The sequence below is a fragment of the Providencia sp. PROV202 genome, from assembly GCF_028479565.1.
In the GTDB taxonomy this organism is placed as follows: domain Bacteria; phylum Pseudomonadota; class Gammaproteobacteria; order Enterobacterales; family Enterobacteriaceae; genus Providencia; species Providencia zhijiangensis.
In genome coordinates this window covers 1-23,399 of record NZ_JAMPNV010000024.1, presented here as the reverse complement: position 1 = coordinate 23,399, position 23,399 = coordinate 1, and the positions used below count along the sequence as shown (strand labels likewise).

The 23,399-nt window shown below is 44.7% G+C and carries 20 protein-coding genes and 1 pseudogene; 15 read left to right on the top strand and 6 right to left on the bottom strand.

The genetic code is table 11. From position 1 onward, the window contains the following. The first annotated feature begins 1 nt into the window (after position 1). From PR799_RS17025 to PR799_RS16995, 7 genes and pseudogenes are all read left to right on the top strand, one after another. The gene (locus PR799_RS17025; RefSeq protein WP_036949178.1) at positions 2 to 1,735 is read left to right on the top strand and encodes a hydrogenase large subunit; all 1,734 of its coding nucleotides are present in this window, start codon (positions 2 to 4) and stop codon (positions 1,733 to 1,735) included. 12 nt (positions 1,736 to 1,747) lie between these two features. After that, positions 1,748 to 2,299: a hydrogenase 4 subunit H gene (gene hyfH, locus PR799_RS17020; protein ID WP_272522985.1), complete on the top strand. Its 552-nt coding sequence runs from the start codon at positions 1,748 to 1,750 to the stop codon at positions 2,297 to 2,299. Next, entirely contained in the window at positions 2,296 to 3,078 is a 783-nt protein-coding gene (locus PR799_RS17015) for an NADH-quinone oxidoreductase subunit B family protein (RefSeq protein WP_272522983.1), read from the top strand. Before hyfH ends, PR799_RS17015 begins: the two co-directional genes overlap by 4 nt. Beyond that, positions 3,071 to 3,475: pseudogene (locus PR799_RS17010) on the top strand (formate hydrogenlyase maturation HycH family protein); the annotation flags it as partial. The gene PR799_RS17015 and the pseudogene PR799_RS17010, both read left to right, overlap by 8 nt. Positions 3,476 to 3,610: 135 nt before the next feature. Further along, a complete protein-coding gene (gene hycI / locus PR799_RS17005) occupies positions 3,611 to 4,063 on the top strand; it encodes a hydrogenase maturation peptidase HycI (protein ID WP_230088566.1) in 453 nt (150 codons plus the stop codon). Positions 4,064 to 4,942: 879 nt separating this feature from the next. Continuing rightward, positions 4,943 to 6,391, top strand: coding sequence for a class II fumarate hydratase (gene fumC, locus PR799_RS17000; RefSeq protein WP_272522982.1), 1,449 nt, complete (start codon positions 4,943 to 4,945; stop codon positions 6,389 to 6,391). 41 nt (positions 6,392 to 6,432) lie between these two features. Then, positions 6,433 to 8,226 (top strand): NAD-dependent malic enzyme, encoded by a 1,794-nt coding sequence (locus PR799_RS16995; RefSeq protein WP_272522981.1) that lies wholly within the window; start codon positions 6,433 to 6,435, stop codon positions 8,224 to 8,226. Positions 8,227 to 8,358: 132 nt separating this feature from the next. Here PR799_RS16995 and hybG read toward each other — a convergent pair whose 3' ends face one another. The 3 genes from hybG to hydN are packed head-to-tail and all read right to left on the bottom strand — an operon-like array spanning position 8,359 to position 9,550. Further along, positions 8,359 to 8,631 carry a hydrogenase maturation factor HybG gene (gene hybG, locus PR799_RS16990; RefSeq protein WP_154627889.1) on the bottom strand — a complete coding sequence of 91 codons (273 nt, stop codon included), beginning with the start codon at positions 8,629 to 8,631 and terminating at the stop codon, positions 8,359 to 8,361. Positions 8,632 to 8,649: 18 nt separating this feature from the next. Beyond that, entirely contained in the window at positions 8,650 to 8,991 is a 342-nt protein-coding gene (gene hypA, locus PR799_RS16985; protein ID WP_272522979.1) for a hydrogenase maturation nickel metallochaperone HypA, read from the bottom strand. A gap of 10 nt (positions 8,992 to 9,001) precedes the next feature. Next, positions 9,002 to 9,550 (bottom strand): electron transport protein HydN, encoded by a 549-nt coding sequence (gene hydN, locus PR799_RS16980; RefSeq protein ID WP_132496486.1) that lies wholly within the window; start codon positions 9,548 to 9,550, stop codon positions 9,002 to 9,004. Between the two features lie 510 nt (positions 9,551 to 10,060). Between hydN and PR799_RS16975 the strand changes: the two genes are divergently transcribed. Continuing rightward, the gene (locus PR799_RS16975) at positions 10,061 to 11,656 is read left to right on the top strand and encodes a sigma 54-interacting transcriptional regulator (protein ID WP_272522977.1); all 1,596 of its coding nucleotides are present in this window, start codon (positions 10,061 to 10,063) and stop codon (positions 11,654 to 11,656) included. A gap of 448 nt (positions 11,657 to 12,104) precedes the next feature. Here the strand turns inward: PR799_RS16975 and fdhF are convergent, their stop codons facing one another. After that, on the bottom strand, positions 12,105 to 14,252 hold the full coding sequence (fdhF, locus tag PR799_RS16970; RefSeq protein WP_272522975.1) for a formate dehydrogenase subunit alpha: 2,148 nt from the start codon (positions 14,250 to 14,252) through the stop codon (positions 12,105 to 12,107). 305 nt (positions 14,253 to 14,557) lie between these two features. Here fdhF and PR799_RS16965 point away from each other — a divergent pair, with 305 nt between their 5' ends. The 4 genes from PR799_RS16965 (at position 14,558) to PR799_RS16950 (ending at position 19,910) form a co-directional block, all read left to right on the top strand. Then, complete coding sequence (locus tag PR799_RS16965; RefSeq protein ID WP_272522974.1) at positions 14,558 to 16,276, top strand: lysophospholipid acyltransferase family protein; 1,719 nt, start codon at positions 14,558 to 14,560, stop codon at positions 16,274 to 16,276. A 171-nt stretch (positions 16,277 to 16,447) separates the two neighbouring features. Further along, entirely contained in the window at positions 16,448 to 17,200 is a 753-nt protein-coding gene (locus PR799_RS16960) for an ABC transporter ATP-binding protein (RefSeq protein WP_272522971.1), read from the top strand. A gap of 47 nt (positions 17,201 to 17,247) precedes the next feature. Continuing rightward, on the top strand, positions 17,248 to 18,195 hold the full coding sequence (locus PR799_RS16955; protein ID WP_442959366.1) for an ABC transporter substrate-binding protein: 948 nt from the start codon (positions 17,248 to 17,250) through the stop codon (positions 18,193 to 18,195). Positions 18,196 to 18,257: 62 nt separating this feature from the next. After that, positions 18,258 to 19,910: an ABC transporter permease gene (locus PR799_RS16950; RefSeq protein ID WP_154627908.1), complete on the top strand. Its 1,653-nt coding sequence runs from the start codon at positions 18,258 to 18,260 to the stop codon at positions 19,908 to 19,910. A 42-nt stretch (positions 19,911 to 19,952) separates the two neighbouring features. Here the strand turns inward: PR799_RS16950 and PR799_RS16945 are convergent, their stop codons facing one another. Then, positions 19,953 to 20,429 (bottom strand): carboxymuconolactone decarboxylase family protein, encoded by a 477-nt coding sequence (locus PR799_RS16945; RefSeq protein WP_272522968.1) that lies wholly within the window; start codon positions 20,427 to 20,429, stop codon positions 19,953 to 19,955. 58 nt (positions 20,430 to 20,487) lie between these two features. Here PR799_RS16945 and PR799_RS16940 point away from each other — a divergent pair, with 58 nt between their 5' ends. From PR799_RS16940 to PR799_RS16930, 3 genes are all read left to right on the top strand, one after another. Further along, positions 20,488 to 20,973, top strand: coding sequence for a MarR family winged helix-turn-helix transcriptional regulator (locus tag PR799_RS16940; RefSeq protein WP_154627883.1), 486 nt, complete (start codon positions 20,488 to 20,490; stop codon positions 20,971 to 20,973). A 40-nt stretch (positions 20,974 to 21,013) separates the two neighbouring features. Further along, the gene (locus PR799_RS16935; RefSeq protein WP_272522964.1) at positions 21,014 to 21,397 is read left to right on the top strand and encodes a VOC family protein; all 384 of its coding nucleotides are present in this window, start codon (positions 21,014 to 21,016) and stop codon (positions 21,395 to 21,397) included. An 88-nt stretch (positions 21,398 to 21,485) separates the two neighbouring features. After that, positions 21,486 to 22,046 carry a DUF6630 family protein gene (locus PR799_RS16930; RefSeq protein WP_154627881.1) on the top strand — a complete coding sequence of 187 codons (561 nt, stop codon included), beginning with the start codon at positions 21,486 to 21,488 and terminating at the stop codon, positions 22,044 to 22,046. A gap of 50 nt (positions 22,047 to 22,096) precedes the next feature. Here PR799_RS16930 and PR799_RS16925 read toward each other — a convergent pair. Further along, positions 22,097 to 23,399, bottom strand: a 1,303-nt coding sequence (locus PR799_RS16925) for a YadA-like family protein (protein WP_272522959.1), incomplete at its 5' end; no start/stop codon positions are given.

The following is a 23,399-nucleotide window of genomic DNA, read 5'->3' as shown; positions in this document are numbered from 1 at the left end:
CGTGAGCTATCAGAATTATACAGATACCCTTCAGGGCGTTCGCAAAGGCGCGGGCTATCTGGCAAAAGTGCGCGAGAAATTTCCTCATGCCATGCTGGAAGAGGAGTGGCAAACCGCCAACCAAGTCACCATTACCGTCAAAACTGAGATGCTGCCAGAAGTGGTGGAATTCCTCTATTACGGCTGCGGCGGTTGGTTGCCGGTGTTATGGGGGAACGATGAGCGTCCTCTCAATGGGCAGTTTGCAGTTTATTATGCGCTGTCGATGGAAGAGGGGGAAAAGTGTTGGGTGACGGTGAAAGCGTATGTTAGCCCAATCACTCAAGAGTTCCCATCTGTAACGCCACGGGTGCCTGCGGCTGTATGGGGTGAGCGTGAAATCCGTGATATGTACGGTTTACGCCCAGTGGGCTTGCCGGATGAGCGTCGTTTAGTATTGCCGGATGACTGGCCGGAAGACCTGTATCCACTGCGCAAAGACACCATGGATTACCGCCAGCGCCCAGCGCCAACTACCGACACTGAAACCTACGAGTTTATCAACGACAGCAAAACCCAAAGCCGCATCGTGCCAATTGGTCCGCTGCATATCACCTCCGATGAACCGGGACACTTCCGTCTATTTGTGGATGGCGAGCGCATTGTGGATGCGGATTACCGTATGTTCTATGTGCATCGCGGAATGGAAAAACTGGCTGAAACCCGCATGGGTTACAACGAAGTCACTTTCTTATCTGACCGCGTATGCGGTATTTGCGGCTTTACCCATAGCGTGGCGTACACCACCTCCGTGGAAAATGCGCTCGGTATTTATGTGCCTCAGCGCGCTCATACAATTCGTAGTGTGTTACTGGAAGTGGAACGTTTACACAGCCACTTGCTGAATATCGGTTTAGCGAGCCACTTCACCGGTTTTGATACCGGTTTCATGCAATTTTTCCGTGTGCGTGAAAAATCCATGACCATGGCGGAATTACTGACAGGCGCCCGTAAAACCTACGGTACCAACTTAATTGGCGGGGTTCGCCGTGACTTCTTAAAAGAGCAGCGTGTCAAAACTATTCAGCTGGTTAAAGAGATGCGCCAAGATGTGACTCAGCTGGTGGATATGTTGCTGAGCACACCAAATATGGAGCAACGCACCGTCGGTGTCGGTCGCCTCGATCCACAAGTTGCCCGTGATTACAGCCCTGTGGGACCGATGATCCGCGCCAGCGGCTTCAAGCGCGATGTGCGTTTCGACCACCCATTTGCGGATTATGGCAATTTACCAAAAACATTATTCACCTTAGATGGTTGCGATGTTTATTCCCGCGTGATGGTGCGTATCAAAGAGACGTTGGATTCCCTGTCGATGATTGAATATGCCCTCGACAATATGCCAGAAGGCCCAATTCTGACCGAAGGCTTTACCTATCAGCCTCATAAATTTGCACTGGGCTATACCGAAGCGCCGCGAGGTGAAGATGTTCACTGGAGCATGCTCGGCGATAACCAAAAACTGTATCGTTGGCGCTGCCGTGCTGCCACTTACGCGAATTGGCCAGTGCTGCGTTATATGCTGCAAGGCAACACCGTTTCTGATGCGCCATTGATTATCGGTAGCCTAGACCCTTGCTACTCCTGTACTGACCGCGTGACGCTGGTGGATGTGAAAAAACGCAAAGCAAAAACCGTCGCATACAAAGAGCTCGAACAGCACAGTATCGAGCGCAAACATTCGATTATGAAATAACGGAGGGACACCATGTTTAAACTTTTTAAAACCCTTCGTAATGCGGGTACTGCAACGGTGAAATACCCGTTCAAACCGCTGGAAGTGGCTCACGGATTTAGAGGTAAACCCGAGTACGATCCACAGCAATGCATCGCGTGTGGTGCCTGTATTTCCGCTTGCCCTGCCAATGCGTTAACCATGGAAACTGACTTAGAAAGTGGTGAACGCCGCTGGCAGCTGTTTTTAGGTCGCTGTATTTATTGCGCGCGCTGTGAAGAAGTTTGCCCGACTCGCGCCATCCACTTAACGGAAGAATTTGAAACGGCGGTAATGAACAAAGCGGATTTATATATGAAAGGGACATTCCGCCTGCAACATTGTCGCCAGTGTGGCGAAGCATTTGCCCCGAAAAAATCCGTGGAGTATGCCATGGCGTTGATGGTGGCATCGGGGATAGAGGAAGGCGGCATTGAAGCTCTGCGCCCAATGTATGAAACCTGCCCATCCTGTAAGCAAAAAAATAATCTATTGAATAATGGTCGTCAGAACTTCCGTTTGCATATTCAGGGAGATAAATCATGAGTTTGCCAAATATCCCCGTCAACCATCACGTTAGCCAGCCGATTGTGCTCGATGAGCAGGTCGCAAAACTGAAAAGCACGCTACTGAAAGATATTAAGCGTTCAGCCTATGTGTATCGCGTGGACTGTGGTGGCTGCAACGGATGTGAAATCGAGATTTTCTCGGCAATTACCCCTGTTTTTGATGCGGAGCGTTTTGGGATCAAAGTGGTGGCGTCTCCGCGTCATGCGGATATTTTACTGTTCACAGGGGCGGTTACCCGTGCAATGCGCATGCCTGCACTGCGGGCATATGAGTCTGCACCGGATCCAAAAATCTGTATCTCTTATGGGGCTTGTGGGTGTGGCGGCGGGATCTTTCACGATCTGTATTGTGTTTGGGGGGGAAGCGAACACATTGTGCCGATCGATGTGTGGATCCCAGGTTGCCCACCAACCCCTGCTGCCACGATTTATGGTTTTGCGGTGGCATTAGGGTTATTGAAACAGAAATTGGTGGGACAGGATCACCGTGAAGCCGACGGGGAAAAAGTGGAGCTGTTGTTGCCATCAATCCCTCTGGCTACTCGCGTGATGATCGAGCGTGAAGCTCGCCGCCAAGCAGGGTATTTCCAAGGTCGAGAAATCAGTGACCGCTTCTTGACGCTATTGGATGGGGCAACCCCAAGCCAAGTGAAAGTCACCATGCAAGCATGGATGGACGAGGAGCAAGACCCACGGTTGCGTGAGATTGTGAACCGCCTAGTGACCGTGCTGCAACAAGGGGGCATTGATGAGTGAGTCAGCAACTGAAACGGGCAAAGTGATTTTCTGGTCACTGCGCCAGAAGTTTGTCGACAGTGACGATGACGTGCCAGAAGACGCGCAGCAAGTGATGTATTACTCACTGGCCATTGGTCACCATGTTGGGATGATTGACTGCTTAAAAACGGAATTGGAATGTCCATTGGATGGTTACCAAGCATGGGTGAATGCGCTTCCTGAAGGGGAGGCGCGTCGCAAATTACAGGGTTTGATCACCTTTGGCGAGATTAATATCGATTCCACCCACACCAATATGCTGGCGTTAGCATTAGATGGTTTCGCTAAAGACAGTGATTCTCCCTATCAGGCATGGAGCGCCACACTGATTCGATTACTCGGTGAAATTGAGCGTGAGCCGGCAATTTATTTGATTGTGAAAAGGCAGCCGATGAGCGATGTTGCGAGACAAACTCAACCGTCTTTTTCGATGGAAATCGAATCTTCAGCAGAAAGCGCATCAGCAAAAAATCTCTTATCTTCAGACAACCCATCACCCGTGCAAAATCTCATGCTGGCGGTGGGCAATAGCATGATGGGGGATGATGGCGCAGGTCCGATGCTATTTGACCTCATGCAAGAAACGCCGATTGATGGTTGGGTCGCTATTAATGGGGGAAGCAGCCCTGAAAGTGTTTCTCACCAAGTGAGAGCCTTAAAACCTGAGCGTTTATTAATTGTGGATGCCGCAGATATTGGTTTAGCGCCGGGGGAAATTAGGGTTATCGACCCTGATGATATCGCCGAAATGTTTATTATGAGCACCCATAATCTGCCGCTGAATTTTCTTATCGATCAGTTAAAAGAGGATGTCGGGGAAATTATTTTCTTAGGTATTCAGCCCGATTTAGTCGGTTTTTATATGCCGATGAATGACAAAGTGGTTGCCGCCGTCGAGCAAGTTTATCAAGCCTTACCAGCATGGAAAGGGTTAGGGGGATTCCGGTTATTTGAGGGTGAGTAACGGCAAACTGGAAGCCTTTATATCAAGGATAAAATTTTAAAGGAATAAATAGACCGCGCTACAGGGATGCAGTGCGGTTTTACTGAAAAATGACGGTATCGCACCCTGCAAGTTCGGCTATTTCTCCAAAATTGTCTAAACCCAGTGTTTAATATGGCATCGGTATGATTATTAAACTCATCACTCGTTTTGTGCGTGGAGTTAGGTTCAATGACCAACTAAAGCGGGTATTATCACTATTATAAAGTGTTTCTCTTCAGTATTATTGAGTTGTGATGACTTCTGTTTTTGTATAAGCATAATTAAGGATGATTTTTTTGGAATTAATGTGTATTAAACTAAAGGGAAACTCAGTGGGTATATCACCTTGTATTTTAAATGAATAACATGTTTTTAGCTCTTTCCTATTATTTTTTTATATTAAATAATATTATTTTATTTGTATTTCAGTGATTGTTTTTATTTTATTAATATATTTAAAAATTAAAATTTTATTAATTTATATGTTTTACTCAATACATGAGTCGTTTATTTTTCATATCATAGATTCAATAATTTATTTATATAATTAAATTGTTTAATTTATTTTGGATGTCATTAAAAGATAAGATTGATAATACATTATATTGTTTTTAATATTATTTTGAAACTTTAGTCTTTATATGATTTCTGGATGAAATAGACAGTCTGTTTGCGATAATTATATTTTATAAAAAATCGCAAGGTAATTTATTTTTTATATTTTAAACTGTGTTTTTGTTATCTTGATAGCTTAAATATCTTATTTGAACGTATGTTTGGTATTTGATGTTTAATTAATTTTTTTAACTTAGTATAGGAATTGCTCATATGTTTTATATTTAAAATGGAGTTATTGTAATGACTGATTATATTCTAAATAAGAGCATCCCTATTGGTATTAATGAAACAGGCACCCGTGAAGAATTCGATAGCATGGGAAAAGTAAATGTTCCTGCAAATCGTTATTGGGGGGCACAGACTCAACGTTCATTACAGCACTTTAATATTGGCGATGATTTAATGCCAAAATCGGTTTACCACGCGTATGGCTATGTAAAAAAAGCCTGTGCATTGGTTAACTGCGAAGCAGGTCGTTTACCTGAATGGAAAAAAGAAGCGATCGTTATCGCAGCGGATGAAACTATTCAGGGTCAATTAGATGAACACTATCCGCTTTATGTATGGCAAACGGGCTCTGGTACACAATCTAATATGAATGTGAATGAGGTTATTTCTAACCGCGCAATTCAATTATTAGGTGGCTCATTAGGAACTCAATTACCCGTTGGACCCAATGATGATGTCAACATGGGCCAGTCTTCCAATGATACATTCCCTACTGCAATGCACATCGCCGCTATTTTTGCGCTTGATGAACAGCTGATTCCAAGTATTGAAGATTTAATTCAACTTATTGAAAAGAAAGCTGATTCGTGGATGACTGTCGTTAAGATAGGTCGTACTCACCTCGAAGATGCAGTACCTTTAACTGTAGGGCAAGAGTGGCATGGTTGGGCGGGTCAATTACGCGATGCGCTAGATGATATTAAGCGTAGTCAGCAAGATCTTTATAAACTCGCCGTTGGCGGCACGGCTGTTGGTACAGGATTAAATGCGCCAAAAGGCTTTTCAAAAGATGTCGCAGATAAGATAGCGGAATTAACCCAAAAACCGTTTATTACTGCGCCCAATAAATTTACCGCTCAAGGCTCCCTTGATGCGTTAGTACGTACACATGCCGCTATTCGTGGATTAGCTGTCGCACTTATCAAAATTGCGAATGATATGCGCTGGTTAGCTTCGGGCCCCCGTTGTGGTTTCAGCGAGTTAATACTGCCATCGAATGAGCCTGGTTCATCTATCATGCCGGGTAAAGTGAATCCGACTCAATGTGAAGCGATGGTCATGATTGGTATTCAGGTTATGGGTAACGATGCGGCGATTGCGATATCGGGTAGCCAAGGTAACTTTGAATTAAATGCGATGAGACCGGTAATTATTAATAACCTCCTGCATTCCATTCGTATTATTTCTGATGGCTGCCGTAAATTTATGGAATATTCCGTAGAAGGCACTGAATTAAATAATACGAAAATAACCGAGTATGTGGACAATAGTGTCATGTTAGTCACGGCATTATCCCCAATTATTGGTTATCAAAATGCCGCACATATTGCTGAAAATGCAATAGCGAAAAATATCACACTAAAAGAATCCGCAATCGCTTCTGGGAAAATAAGTGAAGAAGATTTTAATAAATATGTCAATCCGATTGATATGACAGGAAATGGTCTATCTGGCGCGTAGTTTCCCCAAAATTATAATATTTAAATTAAAAGGTATTAATTATGTATAATCGTCAAGCTAAAGTTGTTGTGGAAAATAATATTCGTAAAATAAAAACGACGGCAAGAGGATATGAAGTATTACGCGATCCATCCTTAAATAAAGGAACGGCTTTTACTGAAGAAGAACGAAAAGCGCTGGACTTAAATGGTATTCTTCCTCCTGTTGTCACTGAGGATATGGAAACACAATTAAACCGTGCTTATCACGCTTACCGTGGATGCCATTCTGATTTAGATAAACATATTTACATGTGGCGTTTGCACGATAATAACGTGACATTATTTTATGCATTATTACAACGTCATATGCTGGAAATGCTGCCAGTCGTTTATGACCCAGTTGTCGGCGATGCCATTGAAAACTATAGCGAGATTATTACTCGTCCTCGCGGGATCTTCCTCAGTATTAATGAACCTGAATTAATCGAAGAAAAGCTGCGTGCATTCGGTGCTGAAGGTGGTGATATTCGACTGATCGTGACCACTGACGCAGAAGAAATTTTAGGCATCGGAGACTGGGGTTCTAATGGTATCGATATTTCAGTCGGTAAGCTGGCTGTTTATACTGCCGCAGCGGGCGTAGATCCTCACAGTGTTATTCCTGTTGTTCTCGATGTCGGGACTAACAATGAAAAACTGTTAAATGACCCATCCTATGTGGGTAATCGTCATGAGCGTATTCAAGGCAAAGTCTATGACGATTTTGTTGATGCTTATGTCAAAGCGGCAAGAAAGCTATTTCCAAATGCTGTTATGCACTGGGAAGATTTCGGTTCAACAAATGCGCGTCGCATTTTGGATAAATACAGAGCGAATTTCGCGACATTTAACGATGATGTGCAAGGCACGGGTGCCATTGTATTGTCGGGCTTATTGAATGCGGTGAAATTAAGTAAAACGCTTTGGAGTGAGCAAAAAGTGGTTATCTTTGGTGCAGGAACTGCGGGCTGTGGTATTGCAGACCAAATTCGTGACCAAATGATCCGCAGTGGTCTGTCTCGTGAAGAAGCCATTTCTCGCATTTGGTTAATTGACTTGCCGGGACTACTGACCACCGACATGGTAGATAGCTTACTGTATTTCCAAAAAGATTATGCGAAAAACAGCCAAGATGTTGCCAATTATCCAAGAAAGATTGTTGATGTTTCTGTTGAAGCACAAACCCGTTGGCCGGATATGGCGGATATCCTTGCGAAACAGAATAAAGCTAAAGGTATTATTGATTTAGCAACGGTTGTCGAGAATGTAAAACCAACGATTTTAATTGGTACATCAACAACACCGGGTGCTTTCACTCAAGATATCGTTCGCTGCATGGCAAGCCATGTTGAACGCCCAATTATTTTCCCATTATCAAACCCAACATTACTGCATGAAGCAACACCACAGCATTTAATTGAATGGACTGAGGGGAAAGTGTTTGTTGCAACGGGCGCGCCATTTGATGATGTGATTTATAACGGTGTTTGCTACAAAATCGGTCAGGCAAATAACGCAGCGCTTTATCCAGGGCTAGGTTTCGGTGCTATCGTGTCTAAAGCGACGAAAATTACCGATGAAATGATTTTTGCCGCAGTTCAAGCCGTGGCAAGCCAAGCAACATTAGGCTCAGAAGGTGCATCGTTATTACCATCGAATGAAGATTTACGTATCACTTCAAGTATCGTTGCTCTTGCTGTTTTACGTATGGCGAAAAGCCAAGGCGTAGCAGGGGTTAACGCCAGTGATTCTGAAGTCGAAATGGTGAGAACACAATCTTGGTGGCCGGTTTATGTGCCAGTTGAAGCTATCTAATTACAGAGTGTGATTGATAGTTTGATTGAGTAAAACGGTAATTAATGAAACCTGACACAAAAGTGTGTCAGGTTTTTTGATGCGTAAAAAGGTGTGAAATACAAAAAGCAGTGGGGGAATAAACACGTGCTATCACGCGTTTCCTCGCAAAAAATACCCTACATCTTCCTCAACTTCTTCCATTGCCATTAACGCTTCTAAGGTATCTTTAGCTTCTTTTTCATCGAGAATACTCATGGCGAAACCGACGTGAACTAATACCCATTTACCGACCATACTCTCGGTATCCCCTTCACAGACAAGGGCAATATTCACTTCACGCTGGACACCACAAACATCCACTTGGGCGCTATCCATGGGGGTTTGGCCAACGGCAACCACTTGACCGGGAATACCTAAACACATAACTGGCTCCTAAACGGGTTATTCAATTTCAATCTGCTTCACTTGCATGGCGCTAGCGTTGTCGACAATTAAATTTTGGCTGTCGCAGTGGGGGCATCCTTCACCAAATTGGGTTATTTGTACCTGATGCTGACAATCTCGGCATTGTGCTTGGGCAGGGGAAATCACAATATGTAATTCGGCACCTTGGGCGAGGGTATTACGGCAAATAATATCGAAACAAAAATGCACGGCGGATTCCTCTACGCAAGATACGGCGCTGAGTTCTAACCACACACCTGTCACCCGCCGAGCATGGTTGCGTTTAGCGTGCTGTTCAATAATCTCAAATGCGCTTTGGCATAAGGCAACTTCATGCATTTGTCATTCCTTAAGACAAAATATCCGCTGGATTTTCAAAGGCAGCGCGACGGCGGCGTTCTTTGATAATTTCATCCATTTTATTTCTGTCGACGATCATTAAGGCTTCTGTAGGACAGACTTCTACGCAAGCAGGCCCACCTTCACGGGTATGGCATAAGTCGCATTTATGCGCCTCAGCACGATACTGTGGAATGGTATTGAGTGCCGTGGTGTGCTGAGCTACGGGACGGCTAATCACTTCCATGGTGCCGTAAGGGCAAGCGATAACACAGGTTTTGCAACCAATGCATTTAGATTGGTCTACGTACACGAAATCATCTTTACGACTGATGGCGCCATTAGGGCACACATTGGCGCAGGGGGCGTCTTCACACTGGCGGCACACCACCGCTGTGCTGACGGTATAGCCTTTTAGCACATGAATACGTGGAAAAAATTCATCCTTCACAACTGTGGCAATCCCTGTTTCTTGCTCTTGGTGGGAGACCACACAAGCCACTTCACAGGTGTGACAGCCAATGCACTTCTTTGGGTCTGCAATGATGAAACGGTTCATCATATTCTCCTGAATGATCGTAAACGGGCATGGGATCCGGTCTATTCCAGTTGCCTCGTCTTATGCTGACAATACTCAGAGATAAGCATGGATCGTGCCAAATTCGTTAAATAAATTAATTCAATAAAATCATTTGGTTACTTATTATCGGATAATCACGAAAAAATAGAGATTTCATATTCGACACAGTTTTCGACATTATTGTCGAGAGGCATGAAATCGGTATTAAGCGGATATTGGGTTAAATCAACCAATATCTAAAATAGGTGAATGGATCAAACTTAAATCAGACTTCGATATTATTTTTTCAAATAATGACTACAATATTAGTATTAAATCAAAAACAGCAATCGCATTAATCACAGTATTAAACTTTTTTATTTTTATTATGGATAAATAAGTCGTTTATAAATGAAAATTTAAAACTTTAACTAATTCTCATTATTGTTAGTCATCGAAGTAATTAAATGGCTTAGCAATGCAGCGAATTAGGGCGAGATTGGAGATTTTGTGAGCATATCCGAAACCACCGAACAAATTCGTCATGAACGTGACCAATTCAGGATCCTTGTGGACATCACTAACTCAGTACTTTCTCATCTTGAAATGGATGGGTTAGTGGCTGAAGTTTCGCGAGAAATTTACCGATTTTTTGGTATTAGTCAAATTAGCGTTGCTCTTTGTGATAATGTCAGTTCAGCGGTTTATCTTTGTTATTCAAGCCATTATCAACGCTCAAAACCCGTTAAAAAAAGCCAGTATCATCTTAATGAACTGCATGCGGATCTCACTCAAGTCTTAGAGAGCAACAAACCGCTGCGCTTAACGCTCGATAGTCAAACGCAAGATCCTCTGTATCAAAATTTGTGTGCAGAAGGGATGACGGAAACCTTATTATTGCCGTTGGCATTCAATCATAAGCCATTGGGTGTTTTGGTGTTATCCCATGAAAATGACCATATTTTCACCGAAGATAACTGCAATTTATTGAAACAAGTTGCGGCACGTTTTGCGATTGCTGTGGATAATGCCGCGGCGTATGGTGAGATCACTCGCCTCAAAGATAGCCTGAAAAATGAAAATTTATGGCTCAATGAACAGATCCAAAACACCAATAGTTTCAGTGAAATAGTCTTCCAAAGTCAGGCGATGCGTGAAGTATTGGAGCAAGTGGATTTAGTCGCTCGCAGTGATAGCACCGTGCTCATCTTGGGTGAAACGGGCACCGGTAAAGAGTTAATTGCCAGAGCCGTTCACCAACTTAGCCATCGTCACCAACGCTCGCTGATTAAAATGAACTGTGCGGCAATTCCAACGGGTTTACTGGAAAGTGACCTGTTTGGGCATGATAAAGGCGCATTTACAGGCGCGATGAGCACCCATATTGGTCGCTTTGAAATGGCGGATAAAAGCACGCTGTTTTTAGATGAAATTGGTGATATGCCATTGGATTTACAACCAAAATTATTGCGTGTTTTGCAAGAGCGTGAGATTGAGCGCATTGGTGGCAATAAAGTTATCCCTGTGGATGTGCGCCTTGTAGCGGCGACCAATCGCAACTTAAAATCGATGACGGAAGACCGAGAGTTCCGTGAAGATCTCTATTATCGTTTGAATGTATTCCCGATTGTGATCCCGCCATTGCGTGACCGACCAGAAGATATTCCGCTGCTTGCGACCTATTTCACCAAGAAAATGGCGCAGCGTATGAACCGTAAAATTGAGTGTATTCCTCGCGATGCACTCGCGCAGTTATCACTGTATCCATGGCCGGGAAATGTGCGAGAGCTGGAAAATGTGATTGAACGCGCGGTCATTTTAACCCGTGGAAATACGCTGAATATTCAACTGCATGAGCTAAATATCCCAAAACCATCTCGTATTAAAGAAGCTCTGAATAAGCCCAGTTCATTAGAGCGGAAAATGCAGACGGATGCGCCAGAGAGCGATGATGAAGAGCGAAACCGCATTATTGAAGCGCTGAAAGCCACCAATGGGGTGGTTGCAGGGGCGAGAGGGGCGGCAGCTCGTTTAGGGTTGAAGCGTACGACGTTGCTTTCAAGGATGCAGAGATTGGGAATCAACGTTCAAGACCTTTTCCAATAATCTCGTCATACTTCACGCTGTGGCGTTGTTGGCTTACCTTGCTAACCTTCGTCACATACTTAATCTCGTCATACTTCACGCTGTGGCGTTGTTGGCTATCCTTACTAACCCTAGTCACATACTTATGTATGCTCCTAGGGCTTAGCTGCGTCTGCCGCCTAGCCACAACGCGAATTATTTAGAGATTGATGGGTATTAAAAGAATAGAAAAAAGGAAAAGATAAAAAGGAAAATTAATAAGTGAAAATAAAGGATGTTAATTATTTTGTTGGAAGGTTATTTTTTTATTAAATAGTTTTTAATGGCGATTAATGTTTTATTTTAATCGCTTGTTGAATTGCGATGTTTATTATCGTTATGTGATTTTTAATATCGGTAGCTTTTAATATAACTTGCACTGTAGGTTTGCTTTAAATATGCATTCCTACAGTGCAAAGAGTCAAAAAAACTATAATCCTTCAGCTGCTTCGCGAAGCCTACGCTTGATACCCGTATACTCCTGAACCACATAATGCTCGGCTTGATGTTGATCCGCGATAGGCTCAACTCGCACCGCACAATATTTGTATTCTGGTGTTTTGGTTATCGGGCTTAAGTTTTCGGCGACCAGCTCATTACAAGCACCAATCCACCACTGATACGTCATATATACGGCGCCTTTATTTGGGCGGTCGCTGATATTGGCGCGAGTGATGACTTTACCTTGTCGTGAACAGACCCAAACCAGTTCCTGATCCTTAATGCCTAACGCTTTCGCATCAGCTGTATTGATCTGAACAAAACCCGGTTCATCAGCGAGAGAGGCTAGGGCTTTACAGTTACCGGTCATAGAGCGGCAAGAGTAGTGACCCACTTCACGCACGGTGGCAAGAACCATTGGGTACTCAGCACTGACTTGGTCTATTGGTGGACGCCATTCGCAAGTAAAGAATTGACCGCGACCATTTGGTGTATCGAAATTACCACCTTCATACAGGTACTCGGTGCCTTCACTTTCTAATGTACGACATGGCCATTGAATGTATGCCAAGCCCGCCATTTTCTCGTAAGTCGCACCAAAATAAATCGGGCAAAGCTCACGCAGCTCATCCCAAATTTCTTTGGTGTTGTTGTAGTGCATTGGGTAGCCCATTGCGGTTGACATTAAACTGATGATTTCCCAGTCAGTTTTCACATCACCCACAGGCTCTACCGCTTTATAGAAGCGTTGGAAACCACGGTCAGCCGCCGTATAAACACCTTCATGTTCCCCCCAAGAAGTGGCTGGGAAAATCACGTCTGCAATTGACGCGGTTTTAGTCATAAAGATATCTTGCACGATTAACAGCTCAAGTTTGTCGAACGTGCGGCGGATAGTTGCTAAATCCGGCTCTGTTTGCAGTGGATCTTCACCCATCACATAGTGCGCTTTCAGCACGCCTTCATCGATAAAGTGAGGGACTTCGCTCAATGGAATACCATTTTCATCCGGCATTGCGTCAATGCCCCAGAATTTAGCGAATTTCTCGAGTGCCGCTTTATCCGAAACATACTGATAGCCCGGTAGCGTATTCGGTAATGCACCCATATCGCAGGCACCTTGTACGTTATTTTGACCACGTACAGGACCCACACCCACATGCGGCTTGCCAAGGTTGCCTGTCAGTAATGCCAAGCTGGTCAGAGACTGGACGGTCTCCACCCCTTGATAGAACTGAGTGACACCCATGCCCCATAAAATGGTGGCATTTTCAGCTTTAGCGTACATCCGTGCGGTTCTGCGGATATCCTCGGCTTTGATGCCGGTGATCTCTTCAACCGATTCAGGTGTGTATGGCGCGACTAATGCACAATATTCGTCGAATTTGTCGGTATGTGTCTCGATAAAGGCATGATCATACAGATTTTCCTCGATGATAACGTAGGCTAACGCATTCAATAATGCGATATTCGAACCATTTTTCAGTGGTAAGTGAATATCTGCAATACGCGCGGTTTCAATGTAACGCGGGTCGCAGACAATAATTTGTGCCCCTTTCTCTTTCGCTTTTAAAATACGGCGAGCGACAATAGGGTGTGAGTCCGCGGCGTTATAACCGAAGACAAAAATACATTTGGTATCCTCAATTTCAACAATTGAGTTGCTCATTGCGCCATTACCGACCGAACGCTGCAGACCTGCAACCGAAGGGCCGTGTCAGACACGAGCACAGCAGTCGATATTGTTACTACCGACCGCTGCACGAACAAATTTCTGCATCACGAAGTTAGCTTCGTTACCCGGACCGCGGGAAGAGCCTGTCGTCATGATGGCTTTTGGGCCATATTTTTCTTTGATGGCTAATAAACGGGAGCTTGCAAATTCAATGGCTTCCTCCCAAGAAACGACCTCTAATTTGCCACCACGCTGACGGCGGATCATCGGATTTTTTAAACGCGGCGTTAAAATTTTAGTGTCATGAATGAAGTCCCAGCCATAGTAACCTTTCAGGCAAAGCTCTCCTTCATTTGTGTGACCATTTGCGCCTTCTGCGCCAATGATCTTCCCGTTCTCCACCTTCAGGTTGATTTTACAGCCTGAGGCGCAATACGGGCAGACGGTGATGACTTTTTCCATCAACATTGCTCCTCTATTTTTGTGTAGCGGTTTCCCGCCCTTTCAAGAGAGCTAATGCAGGGTTTGTGCCAGTTTTTTTAGCGAAGACTGAATTTGTAATTGACTGAATAAAAAGAAAATATTTTTAGATGAAAAGTAAACAAAAGCTAAATGGAGAAGAAATCGTCAAAAGTGTCGAGGATTTCTCGGATAATGACGTATAGTTCTTGCATCATTTATTTCATAATCTTGTCACGAAGTGGTTATTTATTCGTCATTATTATGACTTAAATTTGCCAATAACGCGCATGTGAGAGGACTTCATTATGTTTAGTGTTGATGCTTTACTGGAAAGTGCTTTTCCGCAGCAAACACTGCCCGCTTGGAAACGGAAGTTATTAAAGCGTTTATTACATGAAAGAGATTTCCAGCAGCTTGCTGAAGATTATCCGCATTTAAAAGGGCTCGATCTTGTCGAGCAGTTTATGAATGACTTGAATGTCCGTTGCGAATTAGGCGATGGGGATTTAGAGAATATCCCAAGCCAAGGGCCGGTCTTATTTGTTGCAAATCATCCGATTGGCTCACTTGATGGGCTCGCAATTTTACGCGCTGTGGCAACGGTTAGACCAGATGTCAAAATCGTCGCCAACCAAATGCTCAGTTACCTTGAGCCACTTCAAAGCTTATTTATTCCTGTCGATAATGTTGGCAATCGTACCAACCGCCAGCAAGTCGTCGGTATGCAATCTCATCTTGATAATCAAGGGGCCTTGGTTGTTTTCCCTGCGGGGGAAGTTTCTCGTTGGGGTACGAAAGGCGTTCGTGATTGTCATTGGCGCACAGGTTTTTTACGTTTAGCCGCCAAATCTCGTGCACCGATTGTTCCCGTGCATGTGCAAGCCCATAACAGCCTGCTGTTCTACACAACATCCTTGGTGTATAAGCCGCTATCGGCTTTGATGCTGGTGAACGAAATGTTCAAGCAGCGCAATAATCGCATCAAATTACGTATCGGCGGGCGTATCCCGTTTTCCCAATGGTATGACGGGCGAACGAATGATAATGAACTGGCAGAGCGGTTTCGTCGCCATGTGTATCTGCTAGGGAAAGGAAAGGCGGGGCTGTTTACCTTTGAAGCCCCAATCGCGTTACCTGAAGATCGCATTGAACTGAAAAAGGCTCTAGCGGCTTGCGAGCAACTAGGCGTGACTCCCGATGGTAAAATTATTTACCTCTACCAGCGCCAGCAAGAAGAGCGAACGCCGATTCTACGTGAGCTAGGACGATTGCGGGAAATCGCATTTCGTGCGGTAGGAGAAGGTTCCGGTCGACGCCGTGATCTCGATAGTTTCGATGACGATTATTACCATCTTATTTTATGGGATGAAGATGATTTAGAAGTGGTGGGCGCATATCGATTTGTGCCGACGGAGCAGCAGCTAGAGAAAAAAGGGCTAGAAGGGATCTACAGTAATAGCCTGTTTCACTATAACCAAGACATGATGCCGATTTTGGCTCAAGGGATTGAATTAGGACGCAGTTTTATTCAGCCTGCCTATTGGGGAAAACGCGGCTTAGATTATCTTTGGTTAGGTATTGGTGCATATTTAGCGAAGTATCCGCAATATCGTTATCTGTTTGGTCCAGTGTCTATCTCTGGAAGCATGCCTGTTGCCGCGCGTGACTTGCTGATTGCTTTTTATCGCCTCTATTTCTCCTCGGAGCTGGCAATGGCGCAATCCCGTAAGCCTTACCCTGCGTCACTACCACAGGTTTTAGCCCAGTTTGATGGCAATAACTACCAAGAAGATTTAGTGAAGCTAAAAAGCTTACTCAGCAATATTGGCTGCTCTATTCCGACTCTGTATAAACAGTACACTGAACTGTGTGAACCCGGCGGTGTGCAGTTTATTGATTTTGGTACTGACCCTGCGTTTAACGACTGCATCGACGGTTTGGTTTTGGTGGATTTAAGCCGTTTGAAACCACAACGTTATCAGCGCTATATCGCAGTCCATCAAGCTCAATCGACGACTGAATAAAATGATGGGAAGGGTGAGGAAACTCATCCTTTCCTATCTTATTTACTATATTAATAATTCCATCGATGCCATTCACCTTGTCATTATTCCATCATAAATTTGTCATCTCACTGACCCATTCCTTTCGTAGCATCCTCGATAACGATTAAGTCCCAAAGAGGATAACAATGTATGTTAAACGCACTCTCTTCATTGAATGGGAGTCAGGATGCCTTTCAAAAAGCTAACGCAGCGAATACGCAATTAGCCTCGCAGCATCCGATGATTTCTATTCACAAACTCTCTCAAGTTTTTGCTCATCAAACGGTGCTGGATGGGATTGATCTGACTGTCGCAAAAGGCTCTATCTTAGCGCTATTAGGCCCCTCCGGTTGCGGTAAAAGTACCTTATTGAAGCTGTTAGCTGGGTTATTACAACCAAGCTCAGGCGAGATTTTCTTGAATGAAAAGCGGGTAGCAAGTGCCCAGCGACTTGTCCCGCCAGAACAGCGCAATTTAGGTATGGTGTTTCAAGATTATGCACTTTGGCCCCACATGACCGTATTTCAGAACGTGGCTTTTCCTTTACGTATGCGCAAAGTGGCGCGTCAAGAAATAGAGGGCAGAGTAAACCAAGCCTTAGAGCGGGTTGGATTAGCCGGTTTTGCCAAGCGTAAACCTGCCGACCTTTCTGGCGGTCAGCAGCAGCGGGTGGCATTAGCCCGCGCCATTATCGCAGAACCTGAAATTTTATTGTTTGATGAACCCCTTTCTAACCTTGATGTTGCCTTACGTTGTTCTCTGTGTGATGAGATGGCGCAGCTACTTCGCGCATTAGAAATTACCGCCGTTTATGTCACTCACGATCCTGCAGAAGCCCACGCATTGGCGCATCAAATCGCTCATATGCAAAACGGCAAAATCGACAGTTTGACCACCTTATGAAGAGAGACTCTGTTATGCAAAAGCTGATGTTATCAAACCATTTTTCCATGAAAGGTATCGCAATGAGTTTAGGATTATCCTGCGCACTATTTTCCGTTTCTTCTCATGCCTTGACCGTCTACACCGCGGGGCCAGGGGCGATGGCAAAACAGCTAGCCGCAGGGTATGAAAAGCAAACAGGTGTGAAAGTGGATGTTTTTCAGGCAACGACCGGTAAAGTGATGGCGCGCTTAGAAGCGGAACAGGCCAACCCGCGTGCGGATGTCTTGATTTCTGCCTCATGGGATACCGCGGTAGACCTTCAGCAAAAAGGCTGGTTACTGGCGTATGAAAGCCCAAATGCCGAAAAAGTGCCTGCGCAATTCAAAACACCATACTATGTGGCGCAAGGGATCTCCGCCTTGGGGATCGTTTGGAATAGCAAAAGCGGCACGCCGAAGCCAACGGATTGGGCCGATCTAGCGCAGCCAGTTTTTAAAGACAAAGTCACCATGCCAGATCCTGCATTGTCAGGGGCATCGTTAGACTTATTGTTGGGATTACAGAATGCGAAACCAGAAGCTGCGTGGACGCTATTCTCTGAATTAAAAGCGAATGGAATGGTGATTTCTGGCCCGAATGCGCAAGCATTAACGCCTGTGTTGCAAGGGGCAAAAGCGGCTGTATTTGGTGCAGTCGACTATGTGGCTTACGGTAGCATCGCGGAAGGTGAATCTATCGAGGTGATTTTCCCAAGTAGCGGAACAGCCATCGCGCCACGTCCCATGATGATTTTAAATAGCAGTAAACAGCAAAATGAAGCTAAAGCTTTTGTTGATTACGTGCTCTCCCCTGAAGGTCAGAAAATCGTTGCGGATGCCTGGTTGATGCCAGCAAGAACGGACGTTGCAGGTAAGCGCCCTGATTTTTCGACGTTAAGACTGTTGCCAGAACCGACCACTGACAGTACAGAGCGCAGCAGCGTGTTATCTCGCTTTAGCGGCATTTTCCGCTAACGGTTTTCTCTTCTTCGCCGCTGGGTGGTATTAGCGACCCAGCAGGAGCTGATTTTCTGATGATGACACGTCGTTTATTGCCATTCTCTATCTTAATCGCCTTGGCGATTTTAGTGATTATTCCTTTGAGTTTTATTGTGTTACAAGCGCTATTTCCGCATTTTGGACAAGGGGATTTCAGCCAGATTTTCCAGCCGATTATCCATCTATTTAATGAGCCGGAACTGGCAAACTTGCTACAAAATACCTTTTTATTGGGTTTAGGCGTGGCGTTGGTGAGTGCCGTGATAGCTATTCCGTTAGGGGCTTTACGTGGTTTATTTAACCTGCCTTTTGCCCGTGTTTGGGACTTACTGTTTTTGATCCCATTTTTAATTCCGCCTTATATCGCAGGGCTTTCATGGATGTTAACCTTGCAACCGAATGGTTATTCTCAGCAACTGTTTGGCATTAGCCCCGGCAGCGCCCTATTTTCCCTTGGGGGAATGGTGGTGATTATGTCATTGAATTTATTTCCCGTTCTTTACTTCGCCGTCTCTCGCAGTATGGCGGCGACTGGCAGCCGGCTAGCGGATGTGGCACAAGTTCATGGGGCATCCGCATGGCAGGCATTTATGCGAGTGACATTGCCTCTCTCTTTGCCTTCGATTGCAGCAGGCTTATTGCTGGTTTTCACTTTGGCGATTGAAGAATTCGGCATTCCTTCGTCGATTGGCTCTCCGAATGGGATTCGGGTTCTGACAACGGATATCGAGCAGCGACTTGCCGATTGGCCGATTGATTTACCGGGAGCGGCATCACTGTCGTTGGTGTTAGCCAGTTTGGCGCTATTGGCTTATACCTTACAGCGTTCGTTAGTGTCTGGGCGCAATGTGGCGACCAATACGGGTAAAGCCGCTGCATTAGTGACTCGCTCATTAGGTATTTGGCGCATTCCTGCTGTGTGTTTGTTTTCTTTCGTGGCGCTTTGTGCGGTTGGCATGCCATTACTGGCTATGTTTGGCACGGCATTTTCCAATACGGTTTCTGGCGGATTGACGCTGGATAACCTAACACTCCGGCATTTTTCTGGGTTGTTAAATAGCCATACGGAAGCCCTAGATGCATTATTGACGAGTGTCTCTCTCGCCACGGCAACCGCGATATTAACGGGGATATTGGGCTTTTTATGTGCATGGCTGGTCGTCGCGCAGCGGATCCGTGGTGCTGCCTTGCTGGATGGGCTCTCGTTACTGCCAATCGCCATTCCGGGCATTGTGGTCGCAGTAGGGCTAATTTTGGCGTGGAATCAACCGTTTTGGCCCATCACGCCTTACCATACTTGGGGTATTTTATTGCTCGCTTATAGTTGCTTATTACTGCCTTATCCCGTGCGTTATTGCAGTGCGGCATTTACGCAAATTGGCGGCAGTTTATCCGATGCGGCACGGGTTCATGGTGCTGGGTTAATGACGTCACTGAGACTGATTTTATTTCCGTTAGTTTTACCGAGTTTAGTGGCGGCGATGATGTTGGTGTTTGCGGTGGCATCGCGAGAGTTGGTTTCTTCGCTGTTACTGGCTCCTGCGGGTATGCAAACCGTGTCGATTTTTGTTTGGCGCCAGTTTGAGCAAGGTTCCATTGGCAGCGGTATGGCGATGGCCTGTCTGGCGGTATTGATAAGTTTAACCTTGATGCTGTGCGCGCAATTTATTCAGCAGCGGTATAGCCGTTAATCAACCATCCCAAGGGTGGTATTCACCTTGGGATGGTTGATTTTACAAACTCGATTTAGGAATTGGTGGCGAAAATTGCAGAGCACCCGCGATGCGGTTCCAAGCGTTAATCGCCCCAATCGCTGAGGTTAGAAACGCAATTTCGGATTCAGTAAATTCATTCTGTAGTGCTTGATAAACATCATCAGAAACATGCTGAGCAGCCATTAGCGTTAGTGATTCTGCCCAAGCGAGCGCAGCTTGTTCGCGAGGCGTATAAATACAGGCATCACGCCAAGTTGGTAAAAGATCCAATTTGGCGGCTTCAATCCCCAATTTACGGGCTAAGTTTAAGTGATATTGCAGGCAAAACGCGCAACCGTTGATTTGGGAAACGCGTATTTTCAGTAACTCAGTAAGTGGTTTTTCAAGCCCTGAATTGCTAACGGCTTTTCCCAGTTCTCCCATCGCGGCAACGACGTCAGGGGCGATTTTTTCAAACTGGTTCCAATCACTTCTTCCAATAATTTCAGGTTTCATTATGTGCTCCAAACGGATAATATAAGAACTCTGATAATAATATTCGAATTCTTACATTATGCGCAAGTCAAAAGTTAATACATCGATGATCCCTGAAATAGGGGAAGGCAAACGTGGGGAATCAGGTCATATTGGCTATTTACTGCGACAGGCTCATGCGGCTCATCGTATTCGCATGGAGCAAGTTTTGCAGGATGTGGGAGTAACGCTTCCTCAATTTTCTGTGTTGTTAATGGTTGCAGAATATCCTAAAGCCTCAGGGGCTGATTTAGCGAGGCTATCATTATTAACGCCACAGACCATGAGTGTGATTGTTAAAAATCTCGAAAAGGCGGGAATGATCTCTAAGTTGCCGCACCCTGAGCATGGACGGATCCAAATTATTGAAATAACCCAATTAGGGGAAGCATTATTACGTCAATGCAAAGGGGCTGTTAAGTCCACTGAAAATAGGTTATTAAGTGGAGTGAGTGAATCTGATGAAAAAGTGATCCGAAAATGGCTGGTGGATGTCGCCAAGCAATTTGATATCGACAAAGCTTAATACTCCCTATCTAATACTTCCTATGACGTGAGAGAAAATAATGAAATTCAAATACGCTATTTTGTATGTCGAGAATGTTGAGAAAACCCTCGATTTTTACCAACGAGCTTTTGGTTTTAAAAAGTCGTTTCTCCATGAAAGTGGTGATTATGGTGAGCTGGATACTGGCAGCACAACGATTTCATTTTCTTCATTGGCGTTAATGAATCAACTAGGTAAAGGCGCGGTTGCTCCCAATCCACACGCCCCTGTTTTTGAACTTGCTTTTGAGACTGATAATGTACAAAACGCGTTGGCTCAGGCGGTTAAAGCCGGAGCTGAGTTGGTACAAGACGCGCAGGAGATGCCTTGGAGACAAACGATAGGTTATGTTCATGACCTAAATGGCTTTTTGATCGAGATTTGCACACCAGTGCAGGGCTAATTCACTGTAAATATCGGAATTAGTCGATATACCGAATCACCTATTTTAGTGAAAATACAGCCAATTACGCTAAAAATAAGGAATAACGATGCAGGGCATGAACCCAGAAGCGCTCGACCATTTCAATGACATTATGCAGGTGGTTAACAAGCTGGCGAAGCTGTTAAATCCAGATTCAATCGAGAATATGGAAACGGATATCTCTTCATTTGAGGAAGAGTTAAAAGAGTCGATCAGTGAAGACGAAGAGGGGTTCGTCGAGCGTATCGAAGAGGGTGAAATTGGCTATTTAATGGCAGATCTTATTGTCAGGTCGAATATGGGAAACAGCTTTTGGATAGACTGGAAAGACAGTGAATCTGCGGTGAGTTTCTTGGAAGACGCTGTTGACGTTGAAGGGTTGGATATTCAGCTAAATTTTGCCGTTAAAGACCCTAAAAACGATTTAAGACCAGACCAAATTTTTGTTCGCGCTAATCAGCAACTACAAGCCCTTGGTTACTATTTATTGGGTCTGACTTCCGGCAATGATGCCTACCATGAGATCTTAATTCCTTCCGGTATTTTCGAACCGTTTATGGACATCATGGAACATTTCGACGTCATGGTTGAACTGAATGACGAAGAAGTGGATTACAGCGAGTATTAATAGCAAAAAGGGGAATACAATAGGTATTCCCCTTCATATATCAACTCAAACTACCATTCAAAGTTAACTGACGCGTTATACATAGTGGAAGAACCTGTACCCGTTGATGCGGCGACGCCCCCTTTGATAGCGACATTTTCATTAATGCGATACCCCATACCGACAGCGACTGCGGATTCATCTTTATAACCCCCGACACCTGCCGTTAAGTTCATTTTCCCTACGCCATAAGGTTGGAACAAACCGGATAGTGCGGCATTTGCAGCAAAACCTTTGTCGACTTTTTTGTCTAAATCATCAATTTTGGTATTCAGGCGATTTAAACCATTTTCTGTAAATTCGCCCAACTGATTGACTCGTTCATCGGTGTAGGTATTCGCAGATTTTAAGGTTTCGGCATTACCGCGTTTCATTTGCGCTAAATTGACGGCATCGCTGTCATTTTTCGCATCGGCAATACCGGAAAGTTGTTTATCACCAAAATTGATGGATTTGACGCTTTTTGCCTTATCACTGAGATTGATGCTTTCACCATCACGGCTCATTTTCAGCGTTCCGGCATCTCCCATTTCTGAGGATAAACGCGCAATTTCGCTACCTTGTTTATCTAACGTAGCCGTATTTTTCTGAATATCGCTAGTGTTTTTACTGATGGCGCTATCATGCTCAGCCAGTTTTTCCGTATTCGCCTTAATATCCTGTTTACTCTGAGCAATTTCCTTATCGTGCTCGTTTAGACGGTTGGTGTTTTCCTTAATATCTTGGCTATTCTGGTTAAGCATTTTGTCATGCTGCGTCAGTTTATCGGTATTGGCTTGGATATCTTTGGTATTTTGCGTAATCGCCGTATCGTGTTGCGCTATTTTGTCGCTATTTTCTTGAATTTTTTGCGTGTTTTGAGCCACATTTTGGTTGGTGGAATGCAATTGGCTACCATTGACCGCTTCTGTAGAGTCCGCTGCTACTCGGCCTGCCGATACGCCGCTTAATGTCCGGTTGTTAAATTCAAATACACGGGCGCTATCAGCTTTGTTGTTCAACACTATTTTCTGGTTGTCTGCACTTAATTGCACCAATCCTAACGAGCCAGAATCAATGTTTTTGGTGATGGTGGTAATCGCGTTTTTATTTTCTGCGATATCCTGAGTATTTTGGCTGATAGCGTTTGTATTCTTGGTAATATTGTCAGTGTTGGTTTTCACTGTTTGATTGGTGGCATGGAGCTGGCTACCATTCACCGCTTCGGTGGAGTCTGCACTTAATTTACCCGCTTTCACACCGTTCAGGGTTTTATTTCCGATATTAAACGCTTTGGCATCTTTGGCTTTGTCACTGAGGATCACTTCTTCACCG

Coding starts and splice junctions, on each gene's coding strand:
- hyfH (WP_272522985.1), top strand. CDS start 1,748: ATGTTTAAACTTTTTAAAACCCTTCGTAATGCGGGTACTGCAACGGTG.
- PR799_RS17015 (WP_272522983.1), top strand. CDS start 2,296: ATGAGTTTGCCAAATATCCCCGTCAACCATCACGTTAGCCAGCCGATT.
- hycI (WP_230088566.1), top strand. CDS start 3,611: ATGCTGGCGGTGGGCAATAGCATGATGGGGGATGATGGCGCAGGTCCG.
- fumC (WP_272522982.1), top strand. CDS start 4,943: ATGACTGATTATATTCTAAATAAGAGCATCCCTATTGGTATTAATGAA.
- PR799_RS16995 (WP_272522981.1), top strand. CDS start 6,433: ATGTATAATCGTCAAGCTAAAGTTGTTGTGGAAAATAATATTCGTAAA.
- hybG (WP_154627889.1), bottom strand. CDS start 8,631: ATGTGTTTAGGTATTCCCGGTCAAGTGGTTGCCGTTGGCCAAACCCCC.
- hypA (WP_272522979.1), bottom strand. CDS start 8,991: ATGCATGAAGTTGCCTTATGCCAAAGCGCATTTGAGATTATTGAACAG.
- hydN (WP_132496486.1), bottom strand. CDS start 9,550: ATGAACCGTTTCATCATTGCAGACCCAAAGAAGTGCATTGGCTGTCAC.
- PR799_RS16965 (WP_272522974.1), top strand. CDS start 14,558: ATGTTTAGTGTTGATGCTTTACTGGAAAGTGCTTTTCCGCAGCAAACA.
- PR799_RS16960 (WP_272522971.1), top strand. CDS start 16,448: ATGTTAAACGCACTCTCTTCATTGAATGGGAGTCAGGATGCCTTTCAA.
- PR799_RS16955 (WP_442959366.1), top strand. CDS start 17,248: ATGAAAGGTATCGCAATGAGTTTAGGATTATCCTGCGCACTATTTTCC.
- PR799_RS16950 (WP_154627908.1), top strand. CDS start 18,258: ATGACACGTCGTTTATTGCCATTCTCTATCTTAATCGCCTTGGCGATT.
- PR799_RS16945 (WP_272522968.1), bottom strand. CDS start 20,429: ATGAAACCTGAAATTATTGGAAGAAGTGATTGGAACCAGTTTGAAAAA.
- PR799_RS16940 (WP_154627883.1), top strand. CDS start 20,488: ATGCGCAAGTCAAAAGTTAATACATCGATGATCCCTGAAATAGGGGAA.
- PR799_RS16935 (WP_272522964.1), top strand. CDS start 21,014: ATGAAATTCAAATACGCTATTTTGTATGTCGAGAATGTTGAGAAAACC.
- PR799_RS16930 (WP_154627881.1), top strand. CDS start 21,486: ATGCAGGGCATGAACCCAGAAGCGCTCGACCATTTCAATGACATTATG.